This window comes from Methylobacterium sp. CM6246 (assembly GCF_054818005.1).
This window is the reverse complement of sequence record NZ_JBTXKY010000001.1, coordinates 5,214,349-5,234,026: the sequence shown is the minus strand read 5'-3', so window position 1 is coordinate 5,234,026 and position 19,678 is coordinate 5,214,349. Positions and strand designations below refer to the sequence as shown.

Below are 19,678 nucleotides of genomic sequence, written 5' to 3'. Positions count from 1 at the left end.
ATCGACAGGCGCGCGATCGAAAGAGCGTTCCAATCAGCGCAGCGCGAGCACGAGGGCCGCGCCGGTGATCACGATGGCAACCGCGGCAGCAATCGCTACGAGGCGCGACCCACCGAATGAGCGTGGCTTCGTGCCGCTGAAAGCCTGAACCGTATCCCCCGCAGGCGCTCGCCCCAAAGCCGACAGCATCAGCGGCTCGATCGCCTTGTAGCCTGCCGGGCTGAGATGGAGGCCGTCGGTGGTGTAGGCCCTGCGCAGCGCCCCGGATCCGTCCGCCAGCACCGCGTGGTAGTCGATGAAGGTCGCGCCGTGCTCGTGCGCGTGTTCGCGGAGCCAGGCATTCACGGCGGCGATCATCGCCGGTGCGTCCGGGACCGTGGGGTTCCACGGGATCCGGGCGGCCGGCATGATCGAGCCGACCCAGGCCGACACGCCCATGGCCCGGGCCTCGTCGAGCATGCCGGCCAGCGTCCGGGCGATCTCGTCGGCGGGAACGAAGAACCCCTCGTTGCGCCCGATATCGTTGACGCCGCAGAGGAGGTGGACGCCCCGGGCGCCGGTCTCCTCCAGGTCGCGGCGGAACCGCATGGTGATCCAGCGCGCCGTCTGGCCGGACCCGCCCCGGGGAACCAGGTCGTGGGCCGCGAAGGTCTCGGCCCGGTGGAAGCCCCAGGCTTCGGTGATCGAGTCCCCGATGAATACGATCGGCGCGACCAACGCCTACGCCTCCACGGGGAGGCCGAGCACCTCCGCGACCTCGGCGGCCAGGCGGTCGGCGATCGCCTGCCGGCCCTCCGAGCCGACATGGACGATGTCGGTGAACAGGGCGCGCGTATCGGCCTCGAAGATCCGGCTGAGGTCCCGGGTCGTGAACGGCCCTTGCGTGAGGCCATCGGCGTCGAGCCGGCCCAGAACCTGCTCGATCCGGGTGTATTGACGGTCGAGATATCCCAAGAACTCAGCCGACGCGGTGTTCTGCTCGTCGCCGACTCGCTCGGTCTTGCGCACGATCGCCGGCTGCAGGAGGAACCGCACCGGCGCGCCGATGCCCCCGGACAGCCGGGCGAGGCGCTTCAGCGCCAACTCGAACTGACGGACGACCTCCCATTCCCAAATGTCGGATTGCCAGTTGGTCAGCGCGCGAAGGTTGTCGAGCCGGCCGAAGATCAACGCCTGCAGGCTGTCGTAGCTCAGGTCCTCGGCGTCCGCGCCGGACTTCGTCGTGTTGAAGAAGTAGTCGTACAGGGTTTCCTGCACGAAGTGGTTGTACGGGTAGCCGGCGCGCGGATCGAAGCTCCAGGGTTGGAAGACGTCGGTGGCGCCGCCGATCACGAAGATCACATCGGGCTGGAGATCCATCAGCCGCGTCGTGATCAGTGCGATCATCTGGTTCAGGCAGGCGGACGTCGCGCCGAAATTGTAGACCCGGGCCCCGTCGCCGTGCAGGCGCTTCAGCCCGGTCTCCAATCGGCCCGGGATGGTGTCGGCGAAGACCTGGCCGTCGATCAGGGTGCTGTCGCCGACCACGAACACGCGCAGCGTCTCCGCGGGCGAGCGTGGCTCCGCGTGCATGTCGTTCCGGTAGCCCAGCGCGTCGTAGCGCCAGTTCTGCCCCGCCGCGGACGACAGCGGCTTGCCGGCGAACTGGGTATAGGGTGCCGGGAAACGGATATTCGAATCGAAGTTGTGAAAGTCGCGGAGGAACGTGCGGCGTCGCGCCTGCTCGATGTCGTCGGGGGCCCGTTGGGCCATGCTGGTTCTCCCACCCGGTCGGATGCGGTGTCGTGATGCGTCCGCGCGTCAGCCGCGCAGCGTGGCGTGGTTCTCCAGGAACCACCCGTAGGTCTGGTGCAGGCCCCGGTCGAGATCGATCTCCGGCTGCCAGCCCATGGCGCGCAGGCGCGAGACATCCATGAGCTTGCGCGGCGTCCCGTCGGGTTTTGTCGCATCGAACTCCAGGCGGCCCGCGTAGCCGATCACCCGGGCCAGCGCCTCGGCCAGTTCGCGGATGGTGCAATCCTCGCCGGTGCCGACGTTGATGTGCGACAGGTCCGGCCGGGTGTTGGCGGCGTAGACCGCATCGTCCAGCTCCATCACGAACACGCTGGCGCGCGCCATGTCGTCCACGTGCAGGAACTCGCGCATCGCCCGGCCGGTGCCCCAGACCGTGACGGACGCGCTGCCCGCCTGCTTGGCCTCGTGCAGGCGGCGCATCAGCGCCGGCAGCACGTGCGCGTTCTGCGGATGGAAGTTGTCGTTCGGCCCATACAGGTTGGTCGGCATCACGCTGCGGTAGCGGCGCCCGTACTGGCGGTTGTAGCTCTCGCACATCTTGATCCCGGCGATCTTGGCGATCGCGTAGGGCTCGTTGGTCGGCTCGAGGATCCCGGTCAGCAGCGCGTCCTCGCGCATCGGCTGCTCTGCGTGCTTCGGGTAGATGCAGGACGAGCCCAGGAACAGCAGCCGGTCGACGTCGGCCACGTGCGCGGCGTGGATCAGGTTCGCCTGGATGAGCAGGTTCTCGTGGATGAACTCGGCCGGGTAGGTGTTGTTGGCGTGGATGCCGCCGACCTTGGCGGCAGCGAGGTAGACCATGTCGATCCGGTTCTGGGCGAAGAACGACCGGACCGCGGCCTGGTCGAGCAGGTCGAGGGCCTGCCGGTCCGCCGTGAGGATGCGCCCGTAGCCCAGCTCCCGCAGCCGGCGCACGATCGCTGATCCCACCATCCCGCGGTGCCCCGCCACGAAGATGGTCCTGTCCCGCCCGTCCATCACGCGTCCAATCCCTGCGGCCAGCGCTCGCTTGGCCAGCATACCCCCGTCTGGGGCGGATATCGTCGCGGAAAGGCGGATTTTCTGAGGCGCGCGGCGTCTCAGCCGCCTCGAGACGGCGGATACCGCGTCAAACGCGAAGTGGCGAATACAAATACAACCGAAAGTTGGTGTTAAGCATTCTACCAGAAGGTGTGCCGGTACCAGCCTAGCGCCCACCGGACTTCAGGATCGGGGTGGAAGCGACCGGGCCGCGCAGCAATGGAGTCTGAGATGCGTAACTCGACCGACGTCCCGGCTGGGCCGCGGACATCGAATGCCGCCCTGCGCCGGACGTCCGGGCGCATCGCCCCCCTTCTAGCCGGCACCCTGCTCGCCCTCCCGGTCGTCGCCCCGGCGCAGGCGCAACTTCTCCGTGGGACCCTTGATACAACCGGAGGCGGTATCCTGGGAACCGGAATAACGGTCGGCACCACGAATCCCGGCACCGGCATCCTCGGCACCGGCCTGAATGTCGGCACCGCCGGCGGCGGTGTTCTCGGGACCGGCGTGACCGTCGGCACCACCAATCCGGGCACCGGCGTCCTCGGCACGGGCCTGAATGTCGGCAGCACCGGCGGCGGTGTTCTCGGGACCGGCGTGACCGTCGGCACAACCAACCCCGGAACCGGCGTCCTCGGCACGGGCCTGAATGTCGGCAGCACCAGCGGCGGCGTCCTCGGGACCGGCCTGCTGGTCGGGACCACCGGCCCCGGTCAGGGCCTGCTCGGGACCGGACTGTACCTCGGCACCGTCGGCGGAATCGCCGGCGGCGGCGGTACCGGCGGCGGCGGTACCGGCGGTGGCGGGACCGGTGGCGGTACCGGCGGAGCAGGCGGTGCTGGGGGTGCGGGCGGCGCCGGGGGGGCCGGTGGCGCGGGCGGGACCGCTGGCGGTGGCGGCGGCGGCAGCGGACAGGGCATCTACATCGTGACCGGCAACGTTACGCAGTCCCAGGGCCAGACCTTCATCGCCGACCTGCGGCTCTCGCAGCTGTCGAGCGCCACGGGGATCGCGGCCAACAACACCAGCGCCCTCGCGGCCCCCGTCGCCGTGGGCGGCGATGCCATCGCGGTGGGCTTCGGATCGAGCGCGGCCGGGACGGCGTCGACCGCGGTCGGAACCGGGGCATCCGCAGTCAACACCGGCAGCGTCGCCGTCGGCTACGCGGCGAGCGCACAGGGGTTGGGCGGCACGGCGGTCGGCACCGCATCCGCGGCGTCCGGAGCGGGCAGCACGGCGCTCGGCTTCGTCGCCGGCGCGACCGGCACGGGATCCACCGCGATCGGCGCGGCGGCCTCGGCTGCGGGCAACAACAGCGTCGCGTTGGGCAACGGCGCGGCCGCCAACCAGGCGAACACCATCGCCATCGGGGCCAACGTCAAGACCACCCAGGCCAACCAGGTGGCGATCGGCAACGCGGCCAACACCTACACCCTGGCGGGCGTCGCCTCGCAGGCGAGTGCGGCGGCGCAGAGCGGGGCGACGGCCTTCGTGACCACGGACGCCAGCGGCAACCTCGCGGCCTCGGCCTACGGCCCCTCGACCATCGCCGGGCTGGGCAACCGGATCGATTCGGTTCAGTCCCAGGTCAACAACTTGGAGGCCAAGACCGACACGATGCAGCGCTACGCGGTCCAGACCCGCAAGGAGTCGCGGCAGGGCGTGGCCATGGCGATCGCGATGGCGACCGCACCCATGCCCTCGGCTCCCGGCAAGACCACCTGGGCCACCAACGGCGCGACCTATCGCGGCGAATGGGCCGGCGGCGTCGCCGTGGCGCACCGGCTGCCGACCTGCTGCGTGCCGATCGCGGTCACGGCCGGCGTCGCCTACGCGGGCGAGAGCAACGTCGGTGTCCGCGCCGGTCTGGCCGGCGAGTTCTGACGGCGATACGACGCCGCGGGGCCGGAACGACGTTTCGGCCTTGCGCCCGGGAAATTCCCCGGCATAGTGTCAAGTTATGTTGACACTCGCGGTCGAGCAGTCGGGGCGGCACGAGACGGATCGGCGACCGCACGCGGTCGTCGTCGGCTCAGGCTTCGGCGGTCTCGCCGCGGCCGTCCGGCTCGGCGCGCGGGGCTACCGGGTCACCGTGCTGGAACGCCTGGAGCAGCCGGGCGGCCGCGCCCGGGTCCACCGGCAGGACGGCTTCACCTTCGATGCCGGGCCGACCATCGTCACCGCGCCGCAGCTGTTCGAGGAGCTGTGGCAGCTCGCCGGCCGGCGCCTCTCCGACGATGTCGCCCTGGTGCCGATCGACCCGTTCTACCGGATCCGCTTCGCCGACGGTGAAACCTTCGAATACAGCGGCGATCCCGAGCGAATGCGGGCCGAGGTGGCGCGCTTCGCCCCGGACGACGTCGCCGGCTACGAACGCTTCATGGCGCACAGCCGCTCGGTCTGCCGCATCGGCTTCGAGCAGCTCGGGCACGTCCCGTTCGGCAGCATCGGGTCGATGCTCAAGATCGCCCCGGACCTTCTGCGCCTGTCGGGCCACCGCTCGGTCCACGACGTGGTGGCGCGCTTCGTCCGCGACGAGCGGCTGCGCACCGTGTTCAGCTTCCACCCGCTGCTGATCGGCGGCAATCCGTTCCGGGCCAGCGCGATCTACTGCCTGATCGCCGACCTCGAGCGGCGCTGGGGCGTGCACTTTGCCATGGGCGGCACCGGCAAGCTGGTCGATGGGCTGGTACGGTTGATTCGCGGCCAGAACGGGCGGGTCCGGCTCGGCGTCGACGTCGCCCGCATCCGCGTGGAGAACGGGACCGCCACCGGGGTCGAGCTTGCGGGCGGCGAGACGATCGCGGCCGACCTCGTGGTCTCGAACGCCGATTCGGCGGTGACGCATGCGCGGCTGCTGCCGAAGCCCCGGCGCTGGAGCCCCGGGCGGCTGCAGCGGGCGCGTTCCTCCATGGGCCTGTTCGTCTGGTATTTCGGCACCAAGCGTCGCTATCCCGACGTCGCCCACCACACGATCCTGCTCGGTCCGCGCTATCGCGGGCTGCTCTCCGACATCTTCGACCGCAAGGTGCTGGCCGACGATGCGAGCCTCTACCTGCATCGGCCCACCGCCACGGATCCGAGCCTCGCGCCGCCCGGCTGCGACGCCTTCTACGTGCTGGCCCCGGTGCCGAACCTGGCCGGCGGTCAGGATTGGCGCGCGTTGGCCGAGCCGTACCGGCGGCGGATCGCCGAGATGCTCGAATCCAGCGTGATGCCGGGCCTTTCTGAGGCCATCGTCACCTCGAAGGTGACGACGCCCCTGGAATTCCAGGACGACTTCCAGAGCTACCGGGGATCCGGCTTCGGCCTTGAGCCGGTGCTGACGCAATCCGCGTGGTTCCGCCCGCACAACCGGTCGAGCGACGTGCGCAACCTCTACCTGGTCGGCGCCGGTACCCATCCGGGCGCCGGCCTGCCCGGCGTGCTCTCCTCTGCCCGAATCCTCGATCTTGTGGTCCCGGATGCCCGCGTTTCCGCCTGAATTCGCCGCGGCCGCCGACCGCACAGCCTGTCGGCAGGCGATCCGCGCCGGCTCGAAGAGCTTCTTCGCGGCCGGCCGGCTGCTGCCCGGCGAGGTCCGCGAGGCGGCCTACGGGCTCTACGCCTTCTGCCGGCTGTCGGACGACCTCGTCGACGAGGCCGCCGACCCGTCCGCTCGCCGCGACGCCGTGGTGCGCCTCGGCGACCGGGTCGCACGGGCCTACGCCGGCAACCCCGCCGACGCGCCCGCCGACCGGGCGTTTTCGGAGATCGTCGGCGCCTACGCGATCCCCGAGGCGCTGCCCTACGCGCTGATCGAGGGCTTCGCCTGGGACGCCGAGGGCCGGCGCTACGCCGACAACGCGGCGCTCCATGCCTACGCGGCCCGGGTCGCGGGCTCGGTCGGGGCCATGATGGCGCTGATCATGGGCGCGCGCTCCCCCGACGCGCTCGCCCGCGCCTGCGATCTCGGCGCCGCCATGCAACTCACCAACATCGCCCGCGATGTCGGCGAGGATGCCCGGATGGGCCGGCTCTACCTGCCGCTCGACTGGATGAACGAGGCGGGGCTCGACCCGGACGCCTTCCTGGCCGATCCGCAGCCCAGCCCGGCGCTCGCCGGCATCGTGGCCCGGTTGCTCACCGAGGCCGATGGCCTGTACCGGCGAGCCGGGGCCGGCATCGCGGCGCTGCCATCCCCCTGCCGCCCCGCGATCCGCTCCGCTGCCCTGATCTATGCCGAGATCGGCCGGGTCGTGGCGCTGCAAGGCTACGATTCCGTCCGCACCCGGGCCCGGGTCGGGACGCCCCGCAAGCTCGCCCTGATCGCCCGCGCCCTGCGCTCCGGTCCGGCGACACCCAGCCTCGCGGCGCCACCATTGCCGCAGGTGGCGTTCCTGATCGACGCCGTGCTGAATCAGCCCCCGATGCCGGATCGCAGGCACTCCGTGCTGCGGCCCTGGTGGGATGTCGGCGGCCGGGTCGCGCACGTGCTCGAACTGATCGAGCGGATGCGCGAGCGCGAGGCCTTCGGCCGCTCCGCGCCGTCGTGAGGCGTGCCGATGAGCGACGGCCTGTTCGCGGCCTTCGATATCGGGCTGGTCTTCGCGCTCGCCTTCGGGATCGGCCTCTGGCAGCTCATCGCCGTCCGCCGCAGCATCCGCAGGGATCGCGAGCGGGGTGACGAGCGGGAGTAATCGTGCTCCTGATCGCTTGGCCTATCCGGCGCCTCTGCACCTCCTCGCGGACGTTCCCACCCTATTGCAGGTGGTGCGTGTAGGTGTCCCCGGCGGCCTCCTTCAGCACGGCGCCGGCCTCGCGGCCGATCCGCTCGGCCTCCGAAGCCGGGCCCTGCCGGGAGACCGACCAGTGCCGGCTGCCGTCGGGCAGGAACAGCAGACCGTCGAGCGTGAGGGTATCGCCTTCGATCTGCGCCAGTGCGGCGATCGGCGTCCGGCATGAGCCGTCGAGTTCGGCGAGCAGCGCCCGCTCGGCCGCGATCACGGTGGTGGTGCGGGCGCAGGCGATCGGCGCCAGCAGGGCGCGAACCGCCGCGTCGTCGGCCCGGCACTCGATCCCGAGGGCGCCCTGCGCCACCGCGGGCAGCATCTCCTCGACCGAGAGGACGCTGCGCGCCATGTCCTGAAGGCCGAGGCGCTGCAGCCCGGCGAGCGCCAGCAGCGTCGCGTCGCATTCGCCGGATTCCAGCTTGCGCATCCGGGTGTTGGCGTTGCCGCGCAGCGGCACGACCTTCAGGTCCGGCCGGTGCATCAGCACCTGCGCGCCCCGCCGCAGCGACGAGGTGCCGACCCGTGCGCCGTGCGGAAGGCCCGCGAGCCCGTCCGCATGCGGTGACAGGAACGCGTCGCGCGGGTCGTCGCGCTCTAGAATGCAGGCGATCACCAGCCCGTCCGGCAGCCAGGTCTCCACGTCCTTCATGGAGTGGACCGCGACATCGACCTCATCGGCGAACAGGGCCTGCTCGAGTTCCTTGGTGAACAACCCCTTGCCGCCGATCTCGGAGAGCGGGCGATCCAGGATCTTGTCGGCCACCGTGGTGACCACCACGAGTTCGGTCTCCAGCCCGGGATTGGCCGCCACGATCTTGTCGCGCACCATCCCGGTCTGTGCGAGCGCCATCGGGCTGCCGCGGGTGCCGATGCGCAGGGGACGGTTCAACATTGGGATCCGGACGTTTCTTGGGGCGTATGCCAGATCTTATAGCCTGCCTACGGCCGCAGGCCATTGCTCCGGGACAGGTTTTAGACTTGCTGAACCGGCTTCGTGCGAGGGTCCGCCCGGCGCGATACCGCCCCGGTTTCGCCGGACTGGACGCCTAGACGCGCTCCCGGTCCGGCGCGGGTGCCGGACCCTTCCACACCGACGGACATCTCCATGCTGATCGTGCCGAGCCGCCGGCAGTTCCTGACCGGGCTTGGCGCTGGCGCCGGCCTGCTCGCCGGGACGGGCGTCTACGCCTTCGACGTCGAGCCGCTGCACCGGCTGGTGGTGACGACCTACGCGCCGGTCCTGCCGCGCTGGGACCCCGCCCTGCAGCTGCGCGTGGCGGTGCTGGCGGATTTCCACATCTGCGAGCCGTACATGCCGTTCGATCGGGTGGCGGAGATCATCGATGCCACCAATGCCCTGAAGCCCGACCTCGTGCTGATGCTCGGCGACTACCCGGCCGGCAAGATCGCGTGGCGCAAGCTGCCGCTGGCGCAGTTCGCCCGGATGGTCGAGGGGTTGAAGGCGCCCCTCGGGACCCACGCCATCCTGGGCAACCACGATTGGTGGGACGACCACGCCGTCCAGCGCTCCCGCCGCGGCTCGCCCGCGGTGAAGCATCTGCTGGAGGCCCGCGGCATCCCGGTGATGGAGAACGAGACGCTGCGGCTGGTGAAGGACGGGCGTCCGTTCTGGCTCGCCGGCCTCGCCGACCAGCAGCCGTTCTACAACAGCCAGGACGAGGGACTCGACGACCTGCCCGCCACCCTCGGGACGATCACCGACGACGCGCCGGTGATCCTCATGGCCCACGAGCCCAACATCTTCGCCGCCGTCCCCGACCGGGTCTCGCTGACGCTCTCCGGCCACACCCACGGCGGCCAGGTCCGGCTGTTCGGCCATTCCCCGGCGATCCGGCGGGTCCGGGGCCACGATTACGCCTATGGCCACGTCATCCAGGACGGGCGCCACCTGATCGTGTCCGGCGGCTTCGGCATGAGCCGGATCCCGGTGCGCTTCGGCGTGCCGCCGGAGATCGTTCTTCTCGAACTTGGCGGCGCCGCCGAGCCACCCCGCGCCTGAACGCCGCGCCACGCGTCTTTCGTGTTCGCGCTGCGCTAGCTATCGGCCATGCGCACGCTCCTTCCCGTCCTCGCCCTCACGATCCTCGCAGCCGGCTCCGGCACGGCTCGGGCCCAATCCTGCGACACCCTGATCGACAAGGTGACGGCGGCGACCGCCGCGAAGGTGACGGAGCGGCGCAGCGACTACGCCAGCTTCGCGGACGGCCCCGACATGACCCTGTCGCTCGCCTGCGGCAGCCCGGACCTGTCCTCGGTCGGCGCGCAGTATCGCGGGGCCAGTCCCCCGGAGGTGTATTTCGAGACCTTCGGACGGGCCGGCCACGCCGTGACCGGCATCGATGCCGCGACCATCAGTGAGGCGGCGCACAAGGCCCAGGCCGCGTCCGTCCGCCTGCGCCACAGCAACGTCGACCTGGGCGGCGCCCGGATCACCTGCTCGGCCATGGTCTCGCCCGACAAGGGTCCGCTGACGCTGTGCGCGGTGATCGAGCACAGCGACCGGAGTTGAGGCGCGACACGTCTTCCACATCGGCTGGATCAGCCGCATCCGGTAAGGTGTCGGCCTGCAGGACGTCAGGTCGGCGACCGGAGCCGCCGACCCGCTTCTCCGCCTCAGAGCGGGATGTTGTCGTGCTTCTTCCAGGGCTGCTCCATCTCCTTGGTGCGGAGCATTCCCAGCGCCCGGGCGATCCGCTTGCGGGTCGAGTGGGGCATGATCACCTCGTCGATGTAGCCGCGCTCGGCCGCCACGAACGGCGACAGGAAGCGGTCCTCGTACTCGCCGGTGCGGGCGGCGATCTTGTCCGGGTCGCCGAGCTCGCTGCGGAAGATGATTTCCACCGCGCCCTTGGCGCCCATCACGGCGATCTGCGCGGTGGGCCAGGCATAGTTCAGGTCGGCGCCGACGTGCTTGGAGGCCATTACGTCGTAGGCGCCGCCGAAGGCCTTGCGGGTGATGATCGTCACCAGCGGCACCGTCGCCTGGGAATAGGCGAACAGCAGCTTGGCGCCGTGCTTGATCAGCCCGCCATATTCCTGCGCGGTGCCCGGCAGGAAGCCCGGCACGTCCACGAAGGTGACGATCGGGATCGCGAAGGCGTCGCAGAAGCGCACGAACCGCGCGGCCTTGCGGGACGCATCCGAATCCAGAACCCCGGCCAGCACCATCGGCTGGTTGGCGACGAACCCGACGGTGCGGCCCTCAATCCGGCCGAACCCGGTCATGATGTTGCGGGCGTAGGCCGCCTGGATCTCGAAGAAGTCGCCCTCGTCGACGACCCGGCGGATCAGCTCGCCCATGTCGTAGGGCTTGTTCGGGTTGTCGGGGATCAGGGTGTCGAGCGACATGTCGAGCCGGTCGACGTCGTCGAAGCTCTCGAGTTCCGGCACACCCTCGATGTTGTTGGCCGGCAGGAAGTCGAGCAGGCGGCGGATCTGCAGGATCGCCTCGACGTCGTTCTCGAAGGCGCCGTCCGCGATGGAGGACTTGCTGGTGTGGACCTTGGCGCCGCCGAGTTCCTCCGCGGTCACGACCTCGTTGGTGACGGTCTTCACCACGTCGGGGCCGGTCACGAACATGTAGCTCGTGTCGCGGACCATGAAGATGAAGTCGGTCATGGCCGGCGAGTAGACGTCGCCGCCCGCGCACGGGCCCATGATCACCGAGATCTGCGGGATCACGCCCGAGGCCATGACGTTCCGGCGGAACACCTCGCCGTAGCCGCCGAGCGCCGCGACGCCCTCCTGGATGCGGGCGCCGCCGGCATCGAAGATGCCGATGATCGGGGCGCGCATCTTCAGCGCCATGTCCTGCACCTTCACGATCTTCTGCGCGTGCGCCTCCGACAGGGAGCCGCCGAACACCGTGAAGTCCTTCGAGAACAGGAAGACCGTGCGGCCGTTGATCGTGCCCCAGCCGGTGACCACGCCGTCGCCGGGCACCTTCTGCTTCTCCATGCCGAAATCGGTGGAGCGGTGCTGCACGAACATGTCGAACTCCTCGAACGACCCGTGGTCGAGGAGGAGTTCGATCCGCTCGCGCGCCGTGAGCTTGCCGCGGTTGTGCTGGGCCTCGACGCGCTTCTCGCCGCCGCCCAGACGCGCCTGGGCCCGCCGCTCAGCGAGCTTGTCGAGGATGTCCTTCATGGCTGTTCCCGCCCTTACCCTGCTCGTGCCGCCTTGCCCGGTTGAGGCCGGGTCGAAGCTTGTGCGTTCACCGATCCAGCGGCCTTAGCACGGGCGTTTCAGGTGGCAAACCGACGCCCGCGTCCGGCGCGTCGGACCTTCGGGGGGAGGGTGGGCAGCGGGGGAGGGAAGAATGGTGGACGGTGCAGGGATCGAACCTGCGACCTTTCCCGTGTGAAGGGAACGCACTACCGCTGTGCTAACCGTCCGTGCCGGTGTGCCGCCCGGGGGCGGAACCACCGCGGTCGTACGCGCCTGAAGCAGGCCGCGACCGGATGCCGGGCCTTCTAGGGCGCGCCGACCCGAAACGTCAAGCGCCGCGCGCGCCGTTCCGGTGGGTGAGGTTGACAAGGACGGCGCCGCAATGCGCTGTGGCCGCATGCACGAGAAGCAAGCGGGCGATCCGTCCGACAGCGACGTGACCAGGGAGGACGGCCTGCGCCCGGCCGGGCCGCGCGTCGCGATCACCTATTGCACGCAGTGCAACTGGCTGCTGCGCTCCGCCTGGATGGCGCAGGAGCTGCTCTCGACATTCCGCGACGATCTCGGCGAGGTCGCCCTCGTGCCCGCCACGGGCGGTGCGTTCCGGATCGAGATCGCCGGGATCCTCCTATGGGAGCGGGTCCGCGACGGCGGGTTTCCGGACGTCAAAGCCCTCAAGCAACGGGTGCGCGACCACCTCGACCCGGGGCGCGATCTCGGCCATATCGACCGGTCATGAAGCGAGGGAACGGCGAGGAGCCCGCGGGGCACCGCGTGCCGGGGACGGGCGCCGCTTGAGCCCGGAACAGGACGCCGAGGGCGCGAACCTCCCGGCGGTCCTTCCCGCGCGCCGGTCGTGGCTGTCGCGCCGGATGCACCGGTTCGGGCGCAACGGGTTCTCCACGCAGGTCTACCTGATCGCACTGGTTGTGGCGCTGATCGGCCCCGGGCTGCTGTTCACCAGCATCCTGCTGATGCGCTACGCCTCGGCCGAGCGGGCGCGGTTCGAGCAGGACGCACGCGAGAACGTGCGCGGCATCGGCCTGTCGCTCGACCGCGACACCGCCGGCCTCGTCTCGGTGCTCCAGACGCTGGCGACCTCGCCGCGGATCCGGCAGGGCGACTTCGAGGCGTTCGACGCGCAGGCGCGCCTGGTGCGCGAGTCGATCGACCTCGACGTTCTGCTGCGCCGCCCGAACGGCCAGGAGGTCGTGAACACCGGCGTGCCGCGGGGCGCGCCGATGCCGATGATGCCGCTCCCGTTCGATCCGGAACTGGCGCAGGGCGCCCAGCGCGCCATGGTCAGCGGCTACGTCCCGGGCCCGACCCCGAACGAGGCCACCTACGCGGTCGGCGTGCCCGTCATGGTCGAGGGCGAGGTCGCCTACCTCCTGAGCTTCACGGTGCCGCTGTCGCGCCTCCAGGGCATTCTGTCCCGCGAGGTCGTACCTGGCTGGACCACCGGTATCTCGGACCGGGCCGGGACGGTCCTGGCCCGGTTGCCGGACCCGGATGCGGTGGTCGGCAAGCCCCGGCTCGCGAGCCTGCGCCAGGTCCAGACTGCGACGCCGGGGGTGTGGGAGGGCCAGGACCGCCAGCATAAGCCCGTTGTGGTGATCGAGGCGCGCTCGCGCCTGACCGGCTGGATGGTCGCCACCAGCATCCCGCAGGCGCTCGTCGACGCCCGGGTGCGCCGGTGGATCTGGGCGTTCGCGGGGTTCGGCCTCCTGGTGCTCGCCACGTCGTCGGTCCTGGCGGTCAACCTCTGGTCCCGGGTGTCGCGACCGCTGCGGCTGCTGGCGGCCTCGGGCCCGGCGCTCTCGCGGGGCGAGGCGATCCCCCGGGTGCCGTCGCCGGTCCACGAGATCCAGCGGCTCGGGGCAGTGCTGTCGGACGCGTCCCTGCGCCTGCGCACCCGCGAGGCGGAGCGCGACCGGGCGCTGGCCGATACCCGCCGCGGCCTCACCGCGCTGAGCGAGAGCGAGGCGCGGTTCCGCCACATGGCCGATTCAGCACCGGCGCTGATCTGGATGACCGACGAATCCGGCGGGGTCAGCTTCGCCAACCTGCATTTCGAGCACATGTTCGGGATCCCGGCGGCCGAGCTCACCAACGAGGGCTGGGAGCGGATCGTCTACGCGGACGACCTCGAGCATTTCCGCGCGGCGTTCGCAGAGGCCTTCGAGGCCCGCGCGCCGTTCCGCACCGAGGTGCGGGTCATCGACCGGGGCGGGGCCGTGCGTTGGCTCCGGTGCGAGGGCGTGCCGCGCCTCGACGACGACCAGAACTTCCTCGGCTACACCGGCTGCAACATCGACATCACCGACGCGAAGTTCGCCGAGGAGCACCTGCTGCTCCTGATCCACGAGCTGAACCACCGGGTGAAGAATACCCTGGCCACCGTCCAGTCCATCGCCGGCCAATCCCTGCGCGGGCTGGAAGGCCCGGAGGCCGACGCCGCCCGGGCGGCATTCGAGGCGCGGCTTCTGGCGCTCGCCCGGGTCCACGACGTGCTCACCCGCGAGAGCTGGGAGGGCGCGGAGATGTCGGCCGTCGTGGCGGACGCGATCCGGCCGCTCGAATCCGGGGACGGACACGCGTCGCGCTTCGCCGTGATCGGCCCAGCCCTGCGCCTGCCGCCGCGGCTCGCGCTATCGATCGCCATGGCGCTGCACGAACTCGGCACCAACGCGGTCAAGTACGGCGCCCTCTCGGTCGAGGGGGGCACGGTCGAGATCTCCTGGACGGTGCGGCGCGAAGCGGAGATTCGCCTGTACCTGCGCTGGGCCGAGCGCGGCGGCCCGCCGGTGAAGAAGCCGACGCGCACCGGCTTCGGCTCCCGCCTGATCGAGCGCAGCCTAGCCCGCGAGCTGGCCGGCGAGGTGGCTTTGACCTACGAGGAGACCGGCGTGATCTGCACGATCGACGCGCCGGTCCCACCGCCCGGGCTGCTGGAGCGCAAGAGCGCCGCGGCGCCGGCCCGGATCGCGCCGCTGCCGTTGGCGGGGTAGGGCGGTATCGGGATGGACCGGCCGGTCGATCAGTGCCGGTCGAACCGGCGGGCGCTCCGCGCGTCCCGCTGCGCGTTGACGTACACATTCTCTTCGCGCCGAGCGCGGTCCTTGTCCCGCCGGGCCTGCGCGCGGGCAAGCTCAAGCTGCTTCCGCTGGCTCGACTCGATGTCCTTCAGGATGTTGAGCTCGCGCTGCCTGTGGAAGTCCTGGGCCAGGGCTGGAAAAGCCGTTGAATCGACCAGGGCAGCGATACAGGCGACGGTTCGCATGGATGGTCCTTCCGAATATCAATGGTTCACGTCGCACTTCTGGTGATAACGAAGCATTCCTGCCGCGAAGCGACGAAGATGAGAGCATCTGCCGAGATTATGCTCGGCGAATTGGTCTCATCTAAGATTGTTTCGTACTGAACACATGCTGAGCAATTTTTGGCAAACTTGCTCAACCAGCGACCCGATGGCGGTTCGATCCTCAGTATTGTTTCGCGAGATCGACCGGTGGGACTCGACCGGTCAAGCCATTCTTACAAACGACAGGTTGGAAGAGTCACCTTCCTGTATGCCTGCGCTTCATCGGGCCCATCAGCTTATTTCGGCATGGCGCAGCGCGACGACCGGTCCTCGAGAGGTCCCAGATTCCGGTACATTTTCGGCCGAGGGGATCATCCATGCCCCGGAACACCTCGGTCCGCCGCCCCGACCCACCCTCAATGATACGGATCGGCCGCATCCCGCAGCCCGTCGCCCATGAAGTTGAAGGCCAGCACCGTCACCAGCACCGGCAGGACCGGCAGCAGCAGCCAGGGATAGAGCTGCACCGCCGCCAGATTCTGCGCCTCGTTGAGCAGCACGCCCCAGCTCGTCACCGGCGGGCGCAGGCCCAGGCCCAGGAAGGAGAGGGCGGTCTCACCCAGGATCATGGTCGGGATCGACAGGGTCGCCGAGGCGATCAGGTGGCTCATGAAGTTCGGGATCAGGTGGCGGCCGATCACCCGGGCCGGCGAGGCGCCCATCAGCTCCGCGGCCTGGACGAAATCCTCCTCGCGCAGGGCCAGCAGCTTGCCGCGCACCGCCCGGGCGAGGCCCGGCCAGTCGAGCAAGCCGAGGATTACGGTGATGCCGAAGAAGACGAGCAGCGGGCTCCAGTTGGGCGGCAGCGCCGCCGACAGGGCGAGCCAGAGCGGCAGCTCGGGCAGCGAGCGCACCACCTCGATCAGGCGCTGCACCCCGGCATCGACCACCCCGCCGAAATAGCCCGCGATCCCGCCGAACAGCATGCCGAGCGTGAAGGAGATCGCAACGCCCACAAGCCCGATCGTGAGCGAGATCCGCGCCCCATAGATCATGCGGGAGAACAGGTCGCGCCCGAGCCGGTCGGTGCCGAGGAGGAACAGGGTACCGGCCTCCGGCGGGCAGACGACGTGGATGTCGGTGGCGATCAGCCCGAGCCAGGCATAGCCATCGCCCCGGCAGAGGACGCGCAGGGGCTGCGGCTGGGACGCATCCACCACGTAGTCCCGCCGGAACGTGTCGAGGTCCAGATGCGCCCGGTAGGGATAGACGAACGGCCCGACGTATCGGCCGTCGTGGAACAGGTGCACGCCCTGCGGCGGTGCGTGCAGGAAATCGCCGTTGCGCCGGGCCTGGCCGTAGGGCGCCAGCATCTCAACGAACGGCACCGTCGCGTAGAGCGCCAGCAGGATCAGCGCCGAGGCCACGGCGATCCGGTGGCGCAGGAACTTCCGGACGATCAGCCGCCAGGCCGAAGCGCCGCCGGCGGGGTTCTCGCCCACCGCCTGTGGCTCGAACGGCGCCGGATCAACGAAGTGGCCTCGGGCCGTCTCTGGCATCACCGGTTCCGTCACCGCGCGCCCATCACCGCGCGCCCATGCGGATGCGCGGATCGAGCCAGACCAGGATCAGGTCGGAAATCAGCATGCCGACCAGCGTGAGTCCGGCGACGAACATCAGGATGAACCCGGCCATGAACTGGTCCTGGCTGCGGAGCGCGTCGAGGAGGAGCGGCCCGACCGTCGGCAGGCTCAGCACCAGCGAGACCAGCACCGAGCCCGAGACGAGGTGCGGCAGCAGGTTGCCGATATCGGCCACGAACGGGTTGAGCGACATCCGGAACGGATATTTCAGCAGCGCCCGCATCGGCGGCAGGCCCTTGGCCCGGGCGGTAACCGTGTAGGGCTTGGCCAGCTCGTCCAGCAGGTTCGCCCGCATCCGGCGGATCATCGCGGCGGTGCCGCCCAGCCCGATCACCAGGGTCGGCACCACCAGATGCGCCAGCAGCGAGCGGATCTTGGGCCAGTCCCAGGGCTGGTTGGTCAGCGCCGAATCGTAAAGGCCGCCGATCGACAGGCCGAACCAGCGGTTGGCGTAGAACAGCAGGATCAGCGCCAGCAGGAACCCCGGCACGGCGAGCCCGACATAGCCGAGCAGCGTCACCACCGCGTCCCCGACTGTGTGCCGGTGGGTGGCGGAATAGATCGCCGCCGGGATCGCGACCACGTGAACGAAGACCACCGCGGTCAGGTTGATCAGCAGGGTCAGCCACAGAGCGTCGCCGACCACGTCCGCCACCGGCTTGTCGTACTCGAACGACCAGCCCCAATCACCCTGGAGCAGCCCCGAGAACCCGACCGGTCCCGGCATCAGGCCGATCCACATCAGGTATTGCTCCCAGACCGGCCGATCGAGCCCGTATTGGCGGATCAGCAACTCGGCCTTGGCCACGGAGCCCGCTTCGCCGGTGGCGCGCAGCTCCATGATCCGGTTGGTCAGGTAGTCGCCCGGCGGCAGCTTGATGATGAGGAACACCAAGGCGGAGATGACGAGCAGCGTCACCGCCATGGTGACGATGCGGCGGAGGATCTGGATGATCACCGGACCTCCGCGCGCGTGTCGGCGCCCTTGTCCCAGAACACCTCGTCGAGGCGCTGCACGCCGATCAGGGCCGTGGGATCCCAGGCGTACAGGGCGCGCCCGGGCAGGTTGGCGAGGCGGTCGGCCGCGACCACGGGCTGGAGCGCGCCCGCCACCGTGCCGATCACCCAGGTGTTCTGCGCGTGGTTCATCAGCATCTCGCGCCAGATCGCGGCCTGCCGCTCGGCGTCGTCCGTGTGGCGCCATTCCCGGTCGAGGTCGAGCAGGTGCTGGACCTCCGGGACGTCGCAGGCCTCGCCGGACTTGCCCCGGCTCTCGACGTTGGCGCTCCAGAGCGGCCAGGCATAGTGCTCGGGCTGGGCCGGGCTCAGCTCGGTCGGCGGCATGATCGCGGTCGGCACCGCGAGGTCGAGGCCTTGAGCTGCGACCATCACGGTCATGCCGCCGATCGAGCGGCGGTGCAGGTTGGTCCGCTCCTGCGGCTTGGTCACGAGGCGGATGCCGACCTCGCGCCAGAACTCGGTGATGAGCAGAAGCGCGTCCAGCACCATCTCGGCCTCGCCGTCGCTGTCGACCACGACCTCCATGGCGCGCCCGTCCGGCATCAGGCGGATGCCGGAGCCGTCGCGGCCGGTGAGCCCGATCGCGTCGAGCAGGCGTGCGGCCCCGGCCGGGTCGTAGCCGGCGTGGAGCGTGCGCAGCTCCGGCGTGTAGAGCGGGCTGTCGGCCACGATCGTGTCGTTGCCCTCGGTGCCCAGCCCGAACAGCAGCGTGTTGTTGAGCGTCCGCCGGTCGATGGCGAGCGACAGGGCCTGCCGGTAGCGCACGTCCCGGTTCAGCGCCCGCCAGCCGGGATCCCGGGTGGTGAGGTTCGGGTAGAGCGCGATCTCGGAGCCGCGGGCCACCGGCCACAGGTTGGTGCGGTAGCCGTGGGCCTTCTCGCCCTCCTTGAGGCTCGGGATATCCGGCATCGACAAGCCGCGGAACATCAGGTCGGCCTCGCCGGCATTGGTCTTGGCGACCAGCAGTCCCTGCGAGGCGACGTCCATCACGATCGCGTCGACGTACGGAAGCTGGGTCCCCGCGGTGTCGACCCGGTGGTAGCTGCGGTTGCGCTCGAACCGGAAGCGCGTGGCCGGCGAGCGGGTCCGCGGCACCCAACCCTGGAGGGTCGGGCAATCCGGGTTGTTCAGCTCGTAATTGTCGTCGAGGCGGTTGTGCAGGGCCGCCCAGCCGCGCAGCTTCAGCGCCTTCGCCTTCGCGTCGGCCGCCTCCTTGCCGAGGTAGCGGGCGTGGACGGTCTTGAGGTAGTGCGCCGGCCGGTAGATCAGCGGATCGCGCGGCGCCGCGAGCGCCGGCAGGAACATCGGGTTCGGCCGGTCCCAGCTGAAGCGGATCGTCACCGGGTCGAGGAATTCGACCTTCGGGAGCTTGCCGTCCACGAGGAAGAACACCGGCGGCCCCTCGGGGCTCAGGGCTTTCTCGTTGGCGACGTCCTCCCAGTAGTAGCGAAAATCCTCACTGGTGAACGGATGCCCATCCGACCAGCGGTGGCCCTGGCGCAGCGTGAAGGTGAACACCCCGCCCTCCACGTCGATCCGCTCCAGCAGGTCGGGCCGCAGCTGCAGGGCGGCATCGTAGCCGACGAGCCGCGTGTAGCCGTAGACCGAGAGGTAGCGGACGTCCCGGGCCTTCGCGATGAGCGTCCGGATCGTCCCGCCAGCGGTGCCGGTGCGGCGGCCCCGGGCGGCGAGGTCGATCACGAAGGGTTTTTCGGGCGGGGCTGGGGCGTCGGCTGGCGGGCTTTCGGCGAATGCCTTGCCCGGGCGGTAGAGCAGGGCCGCGGCACCGAGACCGGCGATCAGCGCGCGGCGGGAGACGCCGGTTCCCCCCGCAAAGCCGCGATCGGGTTCGCGTGCCGGTTGGAGAAGGCCGCAACCGCCCCCCTCTCCCGTGCCGGAGAAGGGGCCCGCGCCCCGTTCGGACACGCCAGAGTTCA

The 19,678-nt window shown here is 70.1% G+C and carries 17 protein-coding genes and 1 tRNA gene; 8 read left to right on the top strand and 10 right to left on the bottom strand.

The window, feature by feature from the left end:
* Positions 1-33: 33 nt before the first annotated feature.
* The 3 genes from ACYQPG_RS25250 to fcl are packed head-to-tail and all read right to left on the bottom strand — an operon-like array spanning position 34 to position 2,772.
* Positions 34-717, bottom strand: a complete 684-nt coding sequence (locus tag ACYQPG_RS25250) for a GDSL-type esterase/lipase family protein (protein ID WP_147910631.1) — start codon at positions 715-717, stop codon at positions 34-36.
* Positions 718-720: 3 nt separating this feature from the next.
* A complete protein-coding gene (locus tag ACYQPG_RS25245; protein WP_419830528.1) occupies positions 721-1,752 on the bottom strand; it encodes an SGNH/GDSL hydrolase family protein in 1,032 nt (343 codons plus the stop codon).
* Positions 1,753-1,800: 48 nt separating this feature from the next.
* Complete coding sequence (gene fcl / locus ACYQPG_RS25240; RefSeq protein ID WP_419831081.1) at positions 1,801-2,772, bottom strand: GDP-L-fucose synthase; 972 nt, start codon at positions 2,770-2,772, stop codon at positions 1,801-1,803.
* A 273-nt stretch (positions 2,773-3,045) separates the two neighbouring features.
* On the opposite strand from fcl, the gene ACYQPG_RS25235 reads away from it, so the two are divergent.
* From ACYQPG_RS25235 to ACYQPG_RS25220, 4 genes are all read left to right on the top strand, one after another.
* Positions 3,046-4,698, top strand: coding sequence for a hypothetical protein (locus ACYQPG_RS25235; protein ID WP_419830527.1), 1,653 nt, complete (start codon positions 3,046-3,048; stop codon positions 4,696-4,698).
* A 76-nt stretch (positions 4,699-4,774) separates the two neighbouring features.
* Positions 4,775-6,298, top strand: a complete 1,524-nt coding sequence (locus ACYQPG_RS25230; protein WP_147941624.1) for a phytoene desaturase — start codon at positions 4,775-4,777, stop codon at positions 6,296-6,298.
* Positions 6,279-7,349, top strand: a complete 1,071-nt coding sequence (locus tag ACYQPG_RS25225) for a phytoene/squalene synthase family protein (RefSeq protein WP_461231969.1) — start codon at positions 6,279-6,281, stop codon at positions 7,347-7,349. Before ACYQPG_RS25230 ends, ACYQPG_RS25225 begins: the two co-directional genes overlap by 20 nt.
* 9 nt (positions 7,350-7,358) lie before the next feature.
* Positions 7,359-7,493 (top strand): hypothetical protein, encoded by a 135-nt coding sequence (locus ACYQPG_RS25220; protein WP_281407127.1) that lies wholly within the window; start codon positions 7,359-7,361, stop codon positions 7,491-7,493.
* Positions 7,494-7,554: 61 nt separating this feature from the next.
* On the opposite strand, the gene hemC is transcribed toward ACYQPG_RS25220, so the two are convergent.
* Positions 7,555-8,478: a hydroxymethylbilane synthase gene (gene hemC, locus ACYQPG_RS25215; RefSeq protein ID WP_419830525.1), complete on the bottom strand. Its 924-nt coding sequence runs from the start codon at positions 8,476-8,478 to the stop codon at positions 7,555-7,557.
* Between the two features lie 213 nt (positions 8,479-8,691).
* On the opposite strand from hemC, the gene ACYQPG_RS25210 reads away from it, so the two are divergent.
* A complete protein-coding gene (locus ACYQPG_RS25210) occupies positions 8,692-9,606 on the top strand; it encodes a metallophosphoesterase (protein ID WP_147941627.1) in 915 nt (304 codons plus the stop codon).
* A gap of 48 nt (positions 9,607-9,654) precedes the next feature.
* Positions 9,655-10,116, top strand: a complete 462-nt coding sequence (locus ACYQPG_RS25205) for an ABC transporter ATPase (protein WP_461231968.1) — start codon at positions 9,655-9,657, stop codon at positions 10,114-10,116.
* A gap of 104 nt (positions 10,117-10,220) precedes the next feature.
* Here ACYQPG_RS25205 and ACYQPG_RS25200 read toward each other — a convergent pair whose 3' ends face one another.
* A complete protein-coding gene (locus tag ACYQPG_RS25200) occupies positions 10,221-11,753 on the bottom strand; it encodes an acyl-CoA carboxylase subunit beta (protein ID WP_147910619.1) in 1,533 nt (510 codons plus the stop codon).
* 173 nt (positions 11,754-11,926) lie between these two features.
* A tRNA-Val gene (locus ACYQPG_RS25195) sits at positions 11,927-12,001 on the bottom strand.
* A 170-nt stretch (positions 12,002-12,171) separates the two neighbouring features.
* Between ACYQPG_RS25195 and ACYQPG_RS25190 the strand changes: the two genes are divergently transcribed.
* Positions 12,172-12,513 (top strand): Rdx family protein, encoded by a 342-nt coding sequence (locus tag ACYQPG_RS25190; protein WP_246692404.1) that lies wholly within the window; start codon positions 12,172-12,174, stop codon positions 12,511-12,513.
* Between the two features lie 55 nt (positions 12,514-12,568).
* Positions 12,569-14,785, top strand: coding sequence for a sensor histidine kinase (locus ACYQPG_RS25185; RefSeq protein ID WP_147906664.1), 2,217 nt, complete (start codon positions 12,569-12,571; stop codon positions 14,783-14,785).
* A gap of 29 nt (positions 14,786-14,814) precedes the next feature.
* On the opposite strand, the gene ACYQPG_RS25180 is transcribed toward ACYQPG_RS25185, so the two are convergent.
* The 4 genes from ACYQPG_RS25180 to ACYQPG_RS25165 all read right to left on the bottom strand — a co-directional run bounded on the left by ACYQPG_RS25180 (position 14,815) and on the right by ACYQPG_RS25165 (position 19,667).
* Complete coding sequence (locus ACYQPG_RS25180; RefSeq protein WP_419830523.1) at positions 14,815-15,057, bottom strand: hypothetical protein; 243 nt, start codon at positions 15,055-15,057, stop codon at positions 14,815-14,817.
* A 437-nt stretch (positions 15,058-15,494) separates the two neighbouring features.
* Positions 15,495-16,637 (bottom strand): ABC transporter permease, encoded by a 1,143-nt coding sequence (locus ACYQPG_RS25175; RefSeq protein ID WP_147906666.1) that lies wholly within the window; start codon positions 16,635-16,637, stop codon positions 15,495-15,497.
* A gap of 25 nt (positions 16,638-16,662) precedes the next feature.
* On the bottom strand, positions 16,663-17,679 hold the full coding sequence (locus tag ACYQPG_RS25170) for an ABC transporter permease (RefSeq protein ID WP_147906667.1): 1,017 nt from the start codon (positions 17,677-17,679) through the stop codon (positions 16,663-16,665).
* Positions 17,676-19,667 carry an ABC transporter substrate-binding protein gene (locus ACYQPG_RS25165; protein WP_461231967.1) on the bottom strand — a complete coding sequence of 664 codons (1,992 nt, stop codon included), beginning with the start codon at positions 19,665-19,667 and terminating at the stop codon, positions 17,676-17,678. The genes ACYQPG_RS25170 and ACYQPG_RS25165 overlap by 4 nt, the downstream gene beginning before the upstream one ends.
* Between the last annotated feature and the right edge of the window lie 11 nt (positions 19,668-19,678).